9 protein-coding genes and 2 pseudogenes are annotated in these 8,610 nt (G+C 43.2%); 9 read left to right on the forward strand and 2 right to left on the reverse strand.

From position 1 onward, the window contains the following. Positions 1–191 precede the first annotated feature (191 nt). Both Xedl_RS18425 and Xedl_RS31760 read left to right on the forward strand, forming a co-directional pair. On the forward strand, positions 192–1,004 hold the full coding sequence (locus Xedl_RS18425) for an IS110 family RNA-guided transposase (RefSeq protein WP_208605088.1): 813 nt from the start codon (positions 192–194) through the stop codon (positions 1,002–1,004). Continuing rightward, the gene (locus tag Xedl_RS31760; protein WP_422645911.1) at positions 988–1,209 is read left to right on the forward strand and encodes a hypothetical protein; all 222 of its coding nucleotides are present in this window, start codon (positions 988–990) and stop codon (positions 1,207–1,209) included. The genes Xedl_RS18425 and Xedl_RS31760 overlap by 17 nt, the downstream gene beginning before the upstream one ends. A gap of 718 nt (positions 1,210–1,927) precedes the next feature. Here Xedl_RS31760 and Xedl_RS18435 read toward each other — a convergent pair. Both Xedl_RS18435 and Xedl_RS39460 read right to left on the reverse strand, forming a co-directional pair. Beyond that, on the reverse strand, positions 1,928–3,205 hold the full coding sequence (locus Xedl_RS18435) for a hypothetical protein (protein WP_074025196.1): 1,278 nt from the start codon (positions 3,203–3,205) through the stop codon (positions 1,928–1,930). Between the two features lie 639 nt (positions 3,206–3,844). Further along, positions 3,845–4,156: a hypothetical protein gene (locus Xedl_RS39460; RefSeq protein WP_422645908.1), complete on the reverse strand. Its 312-nt coding sequence runs from the start codon at positions 4,154–4,156 to the stop codon at positions 3,845–3,847. Between Xedl_RS39460 and Xedl_RS39465 the strand changes: the two genes are divergently transcribed. From Xedl_RS39465 to Xedl_RS18470, 7 genes and pseudogenes are all read left to right on the forward strand, one after another. Further along, the gene (locus Xedl_RS39465) at positions 4,143–4,316 is read left to right on the forward strand and encodes a hypothetical protein (RefSeq protein WP_422645909.1); all 174 of its coding nucleotides are present in this window, start codon (positions 4,143–4,145) and stop codon (positions 4,314–4,316) included. The genes Xedl_RS39460 and Xedl_RS39465 overlap by 14 nt on opposite strands. Positions 4,317–4,319: 3 nt before the next feature. Then, positions 4,320–4,637 (forward strand): hypothetical protein, encoded by a 318-nt coding sequence (locus Xedl_RS39470; protein ID WP_422645910.1) that lies wholly within the window; start codon positions 4,320–4,322, stop codon positions 4,635–4,637. A 258-nt stretch (positions 4,638–4,895) separates the two neighbouring features. Continuing rightward, positions 4,896–5,333, forward strand: a complete 438-nt coding sequence (gene tnpA, locus Xedl_RS18450) for an IS200/IS605 family transposase (protein ID WP_074021892.1) — start codon at positions 4,896–4,898, stop codon at positions 5,331–5,333. A gap of 63 nt (positions 5,334–5,396) precedes the next feature. Further along, positions 5,397–6,125 (forward strand): annotated as a pseudogene (locus tag Xedl_RS18455) (IS982 family transposase); the annotation flags it as partial. A 471-nt stretch (positions 6,126–6,596) separates the two neighbouring features. Continuing rightward, positions 6,597–7,916 (forward strand): group II intron reverse transcriptase/maturase, encoded by a 1,320-nt coding sequence (ltrA, locus tag Xedl_RS18460; RefSeq protein WP_074025197.1) that lies wholly within the window; start codon positions 6,597–6,599, stop codon positions 7,914–7,916. Between the two features lie 73 nt (positions 7,917–7,989). After that, positions 7,990–8,163 (forward strand): annotated as a pseudogene (locus Xedl_RS33825) (IS982 family transposase); the annotation flags it as partial. 63 nt (positions 8,164–8,226) lie between these two features. Further along, the gene (locus Xedl_RS18470) at positions 8,227–8,511 is read left to right on the forward strand and encodes a thioesterase II family protein (protein ID WP_074025198.1); all 285 of its coding nucleotides are present in this window, start codon (positions 8,227–8,229) and stop codon (positions 8,509–8,511) included. Positions 8,512–8,610 lie beyond the last annotated feature (99 nt).

The following is an 8,610-nucleotide window of genomic DNA, read 5'->3' on the forward strand; positions in this document are numbered from 1 at the left end:
CCAGTCAAAGAAATAAACTCAAAAAAGCAGGCTGGAGTGATGATTATCGTGCACAAGTGTTCTTTGGATAGATATCAACCAAAGTATGCTCGCGCCCTGCCCCCTAATAAGGCTGATGTTATGAACTCCCGCTCCTCACGGAGTAAGATGGGAATTCATCAATAAAATCCAGCCAGTTTTGGGAGAAGATTATGCCTAATCTCATCATCGGTCTTGATATTGCTAAAAATATTTTTCAAGTTTATGGGACCAACCACTGTGGCGTAGCCACTATTAAACGGAAGTTACGTCGAAATGGTGTGTTGAAGTTTTTTGCGACTTTAGAGCCTGCTCTTATTGGAATTGAAGCCTGCCATAGTGCACATTATTGGGCACGGGAATTGACGAAGTTGGGGCACACGGTTCATTTGTTGCCAACCCAATACGTTAAACCTTTTGTTGTCGGCGGAAAAAATGATGCTAATGATGCTGCTGCGATCGGTATGGCAGTCACAAGACGGGATATTCACTGTGTGCCCATAAAAAGTGCTGAGCAGCAATCATTACAGTCATTGCACAGAATACGGGAAGAGGCTATCCAGGAAAGAACGGCTAAATCAAATCAGATCCGCAGTCTGTTTTCCGAAGAAGGCATCATATTTCCGACCGGGCTGTCTTCGCTAAAAAAAGGTCTCCTTGAGCTTATAGAGGATGGTGAGTCAGTGATAACCCCTATCCTGAGAAAGCTGGGCGGGATGTATCTTGAACAATTATCCTGTTTACAGGCGTGGATCGGTGAGCTTAACGAAATGATTGACAGATATTTCAAAGAGAACGATGCCTGTCAACGGCTAGCCACCATTCCCGGTATTGGGCCGGTGATCGCCACGGCCATTGTCAGTCGCGTTGGGGATCCTAGTCTGTTCAAAAACGGCCGACACTTTGCTGCCTGGTTAGGGTTTAACCCCCAGACAATATTCCAGTGGTGGGAAAATCAGACTCGCTGGAATAACGAAACGGGGTGATGGTTATATACGAAAGCTGTTGGTTCAGGGCGCCAGAGCCGTGATTTACCATATAAACCGAAGGCATGATAACTATGGCGATTGGATAAAAAAACTGATGCAGCGTCGTCCGGTTAATATTGTGACTATCGCGCTGGCAAATAAGATCGCCAGAATATCGTGGGTGATATTAACGGGTGAAGAAACGTTCAGAGTGACATCGTAATCCCAGAGGAATGAAATTTATTTTAGCTGTATTGATCTTACTAATTGCGCAAGAAAAGTGAGATGGGAGATCGGTCAAACCGACACCTGCAAAACCTGAGATATCCGACGACCAAGAATGAATAAAGGTCTAAAGGCCGATAAGGAGCAGGTGTGCACATATCCATCATGGCTCAGCAGAAAATAACCTGCAAACACAGACGCCGAATGTACGAACGCAGTTATGACCGCCATCCAACGAACTTATCTTGCACATAAGCGGGAGTTCATGTACGGATATAGAGCTGCAACCTACCGTCGATGTCAACATGATTTTTGTCTTGCAAACGGGATGCGTTTATATAGGCGACCATAGATTTTTATGGTCTCGGTTCATTGGACGAAAAATTGGTTGATTATTGAGAATAACAATATGATTTTCAATCAGTTGAATATATGATGACAGAACATTTTTTGACAAGGGATGTACTATGCCATTCATCGCTATTTTATTTATGATATTTGTATTCTTTTTTATCATAACAATGTTTGTAAATTATTTTTTTATTTTTAAAAGAAACTTTAAAAAAACCATATTAGTATCAATATTGATGACTATCATCGTAATAATCAGCCATTATCTACCTATGGTTATTTACAAATACATTTTCTAATTGATGAGTGCATTTTATAAAGCCGCACATTTAATGTGCGGCCAATTGTTATCTCATCAGTTATTTCTATTTACCAAGCGTTGGTTTAATTGTGTTTTCATAAACATCTTTTTTTACATCGAAATTAACTGATTCTGACCATGCCCCTTTGATATCATATGGAGTACCATTAGGATTAAATTCTATACCAATTAAATCCTTCATATCATATGGATCGGTAAAATTATCATATAACTCATAGTTTATTACACCAGACACATTATATCTATCCCCGATATCTTCAGCATGAATATTTGTCAAAATCCCGCTGACTTTTGCACCACCAATAGCCCATAGTGGATCAAAAATCATTTCTTTTGCCTCCTTAGTAAAATCATATGCATTATTAAAATCAACTCCTTTGCCATTTTGGATTTGTGAAATAAAACGAGAATGAATGCTACCCTCTGGTTTCTCAAATGCATTTGGTTTATGTATTAACTCTCGAACTCTATCTTGCACACCGATTTCAGAGAGTGTAAGCGCCCGGCCTGAATCGTCTCTATAATGAGAAAACATATCCCATCCACTCATTCCTGATCCACTCATGCTATTAGTTGTCTCAAGCATGGGTTTAACTTTATTTTCATACGTGTGTTTATCAACATCAAAATTCACGGGTTGTTTCCACTTTCCATTAATTTCGAATGGGGTTCCATCTGGATTCCAGTCTTTACCAAACCAATCAAAAATATTTAGTGGATCTTCGAATTTATTATAAAAATTATAATCCACCACACCTGATAAGTTATATTTATTCCCATTAGGTTGTGCTTTAATATCACTTAAATGCCCACTAAACAATGATCCTCGCATAGCCCATAGTGGATCACTTACCCGCCCAGTTTCATTACGAAGGTCATAAGGATTACTGAAATGAATGCGTTCACCATTTTGAATTTGTGAAATAAAATGAGAATGAATACTTGTATTATCTGATCGATTAAAAGAACCCGGCTTTTGTGCCAAGTTGCTGATTTTATCTTGTACACCTACTTGAGAAAGGGTTACTGGTTGTCCTGTATGGCTTCTATAATGCTTCAGCAAACCAATAGCACTCATGCTATTATCATTTTCTTGAGACCAGCTAAGGGTGTTATTAAAAACTCCAGTCATTGGTGCAAAGCGTTGAATGTATATTTTTTTTATTGCCCGCATGTCGCCTTTACAATAGGCCTCCGTAATCTCTTTCATTCTTTTATTCATATAGCCATGTCCTTTCGTCCAAGGACAATTCTTTTCTCCACACATCGTGCAAACATCCTTTTCCAACATCTTCATATAGTCAATATCTTTTTTAGCCATAGCTTTTCCTTAATTAATATAAATATGCATTTTGTATCTTTATATTTTCATAAAATGAAAATATAACTTCACTCCGGTAAGACAATGAGCCGGATATGTTTATTTTATTTCAACTTCAATTAATAATAATATCGATATTACATGTATAATTATTGGTACAATCAGGGCAAGATCACGAATATTTTTTAGCCAAAAAAACAAATCCATTGATTTGAATGAATACCTGTGATCTTATGCGGTTCTGTCGCATTAAGCGGAAATATTCAGGTAACATGTCATTTTTTGTTGAGAACCCCCTGATGTCCCTTATCCGAAAAACGTTCAAACGTCTACACTATCCTGCTGATATTATCGCTCAGTGCATCCGTTCGGAAAGCTTGCGGGTTGGTACGATTCAAAACGTAATGGTTGAGTAGGATGGGAAAGGCTATGGGAAGGATGGTTCATATTACAAACCATCCTTGAGAGTTACTTGCTTGCACCGTCTCTTGAGCTATAGATGTGATCAAGAGACAGGCCTAGCAGGAGGTTTTCTATATACAAAAATATCCCTCGATTCAATTGAGGGATTTGTGTAGAAGAGACAGCTCCTTTGGGAGGGCTTTTTCTTTTGCACCCCAAAAGGGCAATTACAGCGTTTTACCCTTTTAGGTGGCTGTCATACTCTTTGCTCATTGTCAGCGCTTGCTGGCTATAACGGTAGCTGATGTCAAAGCACTCATGAAGCGCTTGTTCAGCACTGAGCCCAGCCAAGTGGATGCTGTCAGTCGCGTGAAGAACCTGATGGCGCAGAAAGACATTGAGAATATGCTTTCTGTCCTCCGTGAGTATGGCTCCTGTGATCTGTCCATTACCCGGAATAGTTATGGGCATCAATACAGCCACTGGAACTGCATGAACATCGACGACAACGTGGACTTCACGGGGATCTTCCCTGATGCGTGACACCATGCTGGACACCGGCATTGAAGGGATTAACCAAGAAATGGTTGAGCGTTGGCAAGACCTATGGGATCGCTTCGTGTTAGAGCTGGCGTATGATGTGAAAAGCCTTTCCAAGAAGCTAGAATCAGACGGATATTCGTTGATCGAGGCCTCTCCATACGAATAAGAGGTGGTTTGGGAACGGACCACTGAAAACTATCTGGTGCGTGTTACTGAACTCCCTGAACGGGATTTCGATATGGGGCACTGGGATGACGAAATAAGAGACCAAACAATTTGCTCTATCCAGGAAGAGAAAGAGCGAGTGCTTGGCCTACGTGTTGAGGTACTCTCTCGTGAAAACGAGATTGTGCTGGGTGAGGAGAGTCTGCACGGTTTGACCGTTGCCAGTGATGATAAGAGCTACGCTGGCTACAGACGAGAACTTCTCCGGGTAGCTATCCAGCAAACTAGGGACTTTTTCTCTCGCCACCTCAAAGCGGCATAACAAGGCAGGGGGAAACCCCTGCTTTACTTTCCAAGTCTTCTTACTCATGGTAAAGCCATCAGTAAGCAGATTTTGTCCTCCCTGAGGGCGAAAACGTGCGATAGCTGGTCGCCAAAAACAAACAGCAAATTAGCGTTAATTTACTCATAACTGAATGCCACCTCCTGCGGAGGTGGTCATCGACAGATTGGCTCTGCCAGTAAGGCTACTCATGGGAAAATCCGAACTGTTATCCCCATAACAGAGAAGGATTTAACCATGAGTAGATTCAAGAAAGCATCGCATGTACTTTGGTGTTGTCAATATCATATCGTCTGGACGCCCAAATACCGATTTAGGATACTGAAAAATAATGTAGGAAGGGAGGTTTATAAGCAGATACGGATTTCCTGTGAACAACTCGAGATAGAAATTGTAGAATTGAATGTTCAAATAGATCATGTTCATCTTTTGGTAAAAATCCCCCCGAAATTATCTGTATCTGAGGTGCTTGGGCATTTAAAAGGACGAACAGCCATTCGATTATTTAATAAATTCCCCTATTTAAGAAAGAAAAAGTTATGGGGAAATCACTTTTGGTCGAGAGGGTACTGTGTGGATACCGTAGGTGTAAATGAAGAAATGATAAGGAAGTATGTGAAGTATCAGGAAAAACATGAACATGAAGACAATCAATTATCGTTAAAAGGGATGTGAAGTGAAGGCTCTCAGAGTCTGAACTAGTAACGCCCCTCTGGGGCGAAATCAAAGCCGCCTTCTATGAAGGCGGATTTTTACTGTTGCGTCGATGACTTTTGCCAAAAATTTATTCCTCTCTGGCATCAACAGCTCATTGAAAACGGATTACGTCAACGGCACCGCGAAGCTTCCCTTTCGCTCAGCGAAGTCATTATGATCCTCATTTTATTCCATATGAGCCATTATCGTGATTTTAAAACGTTTTATAATAAACATGTAAAACAATATCTTACCGCAGATTTTCCCGGATTAGTCAGCTATACCCGCATGCTCACCCTGAAGAAAAGGGCACTGATTCCTTTATGCGCTTTTCTTTCGTCACGTAAAGCGACAACCCAAGGGATCGCTTTTATTGATTCCACCAAAATTGCTGTTTGTCACAACCTTCGCATTCCCCATCACCGGGTATTTGAGGGAATGGCACAACGAGGAAAAACCAGTACAGGCTGGTTCTATGGTTTTAAACTTCATCTGGTTATCAATGATTGCGGTGAACTTTTGGCCGTAAAATTAACCGCCGGAAATAAGGATGATCGTCACCCTGTCAAAGCATTGGCAAGAGGGTTAACGGGATGTTTATATGGCGATAAAGGGTATTTATCACAGACTTTATGCGATGAGCTGGAAGCGGAAGGCGTTACGTTAATCACGAATGTCCGTAGCAACATGAAAGCCAAAGCGTTATCGCTCTGGGATAGGCTGATGTTAAGAAGACGATTTTTGATAGAAAGTGTGCCGCAGGCATACAAACTGGGCAGCATAGGGAACGCAGCCAGTATGTAGCATAAGCTTAGGAGGAGATGGTGGCAGACCCACCGAAGTCCGCTGTCGGAAGCCGGCTTCAAACCCCCTCAAGCGGCTGCCGTAAAGAGCGGTGGTCGTGAGCGTTGAGGTCAAAGCGCGAACAATAGTTCGGCAGGTAGGGTACAAAGAGACGAGTAAAACCGAACCCATGTGGACGCGTCGTAAAGAAGAGACTTGACATCAAAACCGGGGGCGTTTCTATCTTCCGGGATAAATCTGTGAGTGAATTCCGAATGCTGCGCAGGTGGTGTCCGGCGTAGAGTGGGCGTGACTTTGTATCGGGCTCTTTCTGGGAACTGCGGGAACCCGTCATCACGATGTCAAGGGAGAAATGCAAGTCACTAAATTGACAAGTATGAGAGTACCGATGGGTGATACGGGGGCGGAGTGACTCGTAGTAGTGAGGAAATATTTGTAATGAATGTGGAGCGAAGGGGTCACGTCAGGCAGCCTTACCCGGTATCCAACTGTCAGGCAGGAGGAGATACGGAGGTTAAGGCAAAACCGTTTGTCATTGAGAAAAGGGATGTGTATCGTGCCTGGTTATTGGTTAAAACCAATCAAGGTGCGGCAGGCGTGGATGGTCAAACCATCGCGGATTTTGAATCCAATCTGAAAGATAATCTGTACAAACTCTGGAACCGCTTATCATCGGGCAGTTATTATCCACCCCCAGTGAAAGGTGTCGCTATTCCCAAGAAGTCGGGAGGTGAACGTCTGCTGGGTATTCCCACGGTTGCGGATCGCGTGGCGCAAATGGTGGTCAGGCTTTATTTCGAACCGCTTGTTGAGCCTCATTTTCTGCCGGATCCTTATGGCTATCGACCGAATAAATCGGCAATTGATGCCATCAGAGTAACAAGGCAGCGATGCTGGCAGCAAGATTGGGTATTGGGGTTCGGTATCAAGGGCTTGTTTGACAATATTCCTCATGATTTACTCATGAAATCCGTGAGGAAACATTCAAACAGCCCGTGGATCTGTCTGTATATCGAACGCTGGCTAACTGCACCGATGAAATGCCATGGTGAGGTGTTATTCCGGGAGAAAGGCACCCCACAGGGAGGAGTTATCAGCCCGGTGCTGGCAAATCTGTTCCTGCATTATGTGTTCGACAAGTGGATGCAAAAGCATCATCCCCGGCTGAAGTGGTGTCGTTATGCCGATGATGGTCTGGTTCACTGTCAGAATGAAGCTCAGGCCAGAGAAATACGGAAAATACTGGAGCGACGTTTCAGTGAGTGTGGACTGGAACTGCACCCGGACAAAACCTGGATTGCCTACTGCAAGAATGGGGACCGAAAGGGCAGGTATGAACACATCAGTTTCGATTTCCTTGGATACACATTTAGGCCAAGATTGGTGAAGAACCGCAAAAGGAACAGCCTGTTTGTGAGTTTTACGCCAGCAGTCAGCAAAACGGCGCAAAAGGCCATGAGATTCAAAATTCGCAAGTTGAAGATCCGAATGCGGACAGAACTGAACTTAACACAGATGGCAAACTGGCTAAATCCCATGATAAGTGGATGGTTGAGCTATTATGGTCAATTTTGTCGTTCAGAGCTGTATAAGGTATTCAGGCAACTCAACAAAGCATTAGTGCGCTGGGCCAGACGAAAGTACAAGGCACTGAGCAGGCATAAAATCCAGGCTTCAAAACTGCTTCAAAGGATTGCAAAGCAGCATCAGGGGTTGTTTGCCCATTGGCGGGCAGGAATGACAGGCACGTTTGCTTGATGGGAGCGGTATGAGTCGAGAGGCTCACGTACCGTTCTGCGAGAGGCTGCGGGGGTAGTTCCCGCGGTCTACTCAACCGGTCATTGATCAGCTCAAAAATATTTCTCAGATAGCGCATTCAAGACATCGTAGTCAGCTCGGTTTTCTGCTGGAAATCGCCGCAGGCCTTATTGCTTATACATTCCAACCTAAAAAACCGAGCCTGAATCTACGGGATAATGATATCGCTATTTTTAAACGAAGCTGAGGTTATTCAGCTTCCCTGTAGAGGAACACAGTTTAGTGCTCCTCCTATAAGGGACTGCCGTCAATGAAGTTTTTTATTTATCAGGCCTTGTCGGCGGTTTACACTAAACCTTATATCCTATTTGGTCATAGCTTTGGCACCCGGCTGGCGTTTGAGAGTGCGTTACATCAGACCCGGCAAGACAATCCGCCACGCCATATGATCTGTTCTGGCGCCAGAGCGCTCCATCTGCATAACCATGCAGATCCTATTCATGAGTTACCGAACAATGATTTCGCCGAAAAACTCGGTCAAATGGGGGGAACACCTGAGATCATTATTAAGAATAACGCGATGCTCGACTTTTAGGGTGAGTTGAAATGACATAGCCGCTCCTTTATAACTTTAAGTCGTCAAAAATAGAGAAATAAAGGAACAAAAGGCTATGTCACAGCAAGATTTTATCAT

The organism is Xenorhabdus eapokensis (genome assembly GCF_001908105.1).

Coding starts and splice junctions, on each gene's coding strand:
- Xedl_RS18425 (WP_208605088.1), top strand. CDS start 192: ATGCCTAATCTCATCATCGGTCTTGATATTGCTAAAAATATTTTTCAA.
- ltrA (WP_074025197.1), top strand. CDS start 6,597: ATGAATGTGGAGCGAAGGGGTCACGTCAGGCAGCCTTACCCGGTATCC.
- Xedl_RS18435 (WP_074025196.1), bottom strand. CDS start 3,205: ATGGCTAAAAAAGATATTGACTATATGAAGATGTTGGAAAAGGATGTT.
- Xedl_RS18470 (WP_074025198.1), top strand. CDS start 8,227: ATGAAGTTTTTTATTTATCAGGCCTTGTCGGCGGTTTACACTAAACCT.
- tnpA (WP_074021892.1), top strand. CDS start 4,896: ATGAGTAGATTCAAGAAAGCATCGCATGTACTTTGGTGTTGTCAATAT.
- Xedl_RS39460 (WP_422645908.1), bottom strand. CDS start 4,156: ATGGTGTCACGCATCAGGGAAGATCCCCGTGAAGTCCACGTTGTCGTC.
- Xedl_RS39465 (WP_422645909.1), top strand. CDS start 4,143: ATGCGTGACACCATGCTGGACACCGGCATTGAAGGGATTAACCAAGAA.